Annotated in this window: 1 protein-coding gene and 1 pseudogene; both read right to left on the reverse strand. The window is 70.4% G+C overall.

Translation table 11 applies throughout. From position 1 onward, the window contains the following. On the reverse strand, window positions 1-2,567 hold a 2,567-nt coding region (locus DMH12_RS38040), incomplete at its 3' end, for an amino acid adenylation domain-containing protein (RefSeq protein ID WP_260474502.1). A 39-nt stretch (window positions 2,568-2,606) separates the two neighbouring features. Then, window positions 2,607-2,687 (reverse strand): annotated as a pseudogene (locus DMH12_RS40190) (phosphopantetheine-binding protein); the annotation flags it as partial. Between the last annotated feature and the right edge of the window lie 135 nt (window positions 2,688-2,822).

A 2,822-nucleotide genomic window follows, 5' to 3' on the forward strand; every position in this document is an offset into this window, starting at 1 on the left:
TTCCAGTGGGCGAGGTCGCCGGTGCGGTACATGCGTGCGCCGGGGGTGGGGCTGTGGGGGTTGGCGGTGAAGCGTTCGGCGGTGAGGGCGTGGCGTCCGAGGTATCCACGGGCCAACTGCTCACCGGCGAGGTACAGCTCACCCGTGACACCAGGGGCCACAGGGCGCAGGGCCGAATCCAGCACATAGACCTGGGTGTTGGCGAAGGGGCGTCCGATGGGGACGGGGCCTTCTTCGGTGCCGTCGAGGTGGTGGTCGGTGATGTTGACGGTGGATTCGGTGGGGCCGTAGGCGTTGATGATCTGGACGTCGGGGTGCTCGGCCCGCCAGGTGGCGAGGTGGTCGGTGTGCAGGGCCTCCCCGCCCAGGATGAGGGTGTGGGAGGGGGAGGCGGTTTCGGGGAGGTTGGTGAGGAGGGGGAGGTGGCTCGGTGTGGCCTTGATGAGACTGGGCCGTGCCACCGTCTCTTCCAGGCTGGTGAGGTGGACGGTTCCGCCGGCGGTGAGGGGGGTCCACAGGGCGGTGATGGTGAGGTCGAAGGCGAGGGGTGAGTGCAGGACGGTGACGCCGTTCATGGCGCTGTAGGTGGTGCGGGCTCGGTGGAGGTAGGTGGCGAGGGCGTGGTGCTCGATGACGACGCCCTTGGGGCGGCCGGTGGAGCCGGAGGTGTAGATCATGTAGGCCGCGTGGCGGGGTGACCACGGGCTACGGCGCTCGGCATCCGAGAGAGGCCCGTCGGGACGACCCTCGAACACCGCCAGGTCCACCGGCTCGGTGAGAACGAGCGCCGGTCGGGCGTCGTCGAGCATGTAGCTGATGCGCTCGGCGGGGTAGTCCGGGTCGATGGGCAGGTAGGCGGCGCCGGTCTTCAGTACGGCCAGCATGCTGGTGATCGCGTCGATCGATTTCGGCAGCGCGATCGCGGCGAAGTCCTCCGCGCCCAGGCCCTGTTCCAGCAGGTGCCGGGCGAACTGGTTGGCGCGCGCGTCCAGCTCGGCGTAGGTCAGGGACCCGGAGTCGCACGCAACGGCGTCCGCGTCCGGCGTCCGTTCGGCCTGCTCGGTGATCAGTTCGTGCAGCGGCGTCCCGGGAAGCTCGGTCCGTGCCCCGTTCCACTCCACCAGCACCCGCTCCCGCTCGGCCGCGTCCATCAGGTCGATGGCGCCGATCGGCTGGTCCGGAGCCGTCGTGGCGGCCATCAGCACCCGGAGGAACCGGTCCGCGATCGCCTGGGCGGAGCCTCGGTCGAGGAGCTCTGTGCTGAAGTCCAGTGCCGCGGCGATGCCTTGCGGTCGGCGGGACGCGTCGAAGGACTCCGCGAACCCGAACGAGAGGTCGAACTTGGAGGACGTCCGCTGGACCTCCCGGAGCGTCACGGCGAGCCCCGGAAGACCCGCGATGTCCTTCAACGCGCCCTCGTGGTCCGTGTTGTTGAAGGTCAGCAAGACCTGGAACAGCGGGTGATGGGACAACGTACGCGTCGGGTTCACCGCCTCGACCAGTCGCTCGAAGGGGAGGTCCTGGTGGGCGTAGGCGGCGAGGTCGGTGTCGCGTACGCGGTCGAGGAGGCGGCGGAAGGTCGGATCGCCGGCCGTGTCCGTGCGGAGGACCAGCGTGTTGATGAAGAGCCCGATCAGGTCGTCGGCCGCGTCGTCCGTGCGCCCGGCGACGGGCGTGCCGATCGGGATGTCCTCACCGGCGCCGAGACGCGTGAGCAGGACGGCGACCGCCGCCTGGATCACCATGAACGCACTGGTGTTGGTGGCCCGCGCCAGTTCCGTCAGCCGGGTGTGCAGCTCCGCGGGCACGGTGAACGGAACGCGGTCGCCGGAGTACCCCGCGACGGCCGGTCGGGGCCGGTCGGTGGGGAGGTCGAGCTGCTCGGGCAGGCCGGCCAGTTGCTGTTTCCAGTAGGAGAGCTGTCGTCCCGCGAGGCTGTCGGCGTCGGTCTCGTCGCCGAGGATCTCCCGCTGCCAGAGCGCGTAGTCGGCGTACTGGACGGAGAGCGGAGCCCACTCGGGCGCCTCGCTCCGGACACGGGCCGCGTAGGCGGCGGTGAGGTCCTGGGCCAGGGGAGCCCGGGACCAGGCGTCGCTGGCGATGTGGTGGATGAGGAGCAGCAGCACGTGCTCCCGCTCCGACACCCGGAACAGCGAGGTGCGCGCGGGGAGCTCCTGCGTGAGGTCGAAGCGGTGGCCGACGGCCTCGTCGAGCCGGACGCCGACCTCCGCCTCGGCCACGTCCACGACCGTGAAGGGCGTCGAGGCGGCCTCCACGGGCAGCACGATCTGATACGCGCCCTGCTCGTCCTCGGTGAAGACCGTCCGCAGACTCTCGTGCCGGGCGACGACATCACCGATCGCCGCGCGCAGGGCCTCCACGTCGAGCGTGCCGTCGAGCCGCAGCGTGAGCACGGTGTTGTAGGTCGCCGAGGGGCCCTCGAGCTGGTGCAGGAACCAGAGGCGCTGCTGGGCGTAGGAGAGCGGGATGCGGTCGGGGCGCGGTTTCGCGGTGAGCGGGGTACGGACGGAGCCCGACGTGTCGAGGGCACCGGTCAGACCCGCCACGGTCGGCGTCTCGAAGAGCTGGCGGATGGAGAGTTCGACGTGCAGTGCGGTGCGGGTGCGGCTGACGAGGCGGGTGGCGAGGAGGGAGTGTCCGCCGAGGTCGAAGAAGTTGTCGTCGATGGTGACCTGGTGCCGCCTACCTGCCCATCGACCCGGAGTACCCCGCCGAGCGCATCAACTACATGCTCGACGATGCGCGACCGGCGCTCGTTCTCACCGAGCCGTTGGCCCCGGCGGCGTATGAGGGTCGTCCCG

Origin of the sequence: Streptomyces sp. WAC 04229 (genome assembly GCF_003947455.1) — a bacterium.
GTDB lineage: Bacteria > Actinomycetota > Actinomycetes > Streptomycetales > Streptomycetaceae > Streptomyces.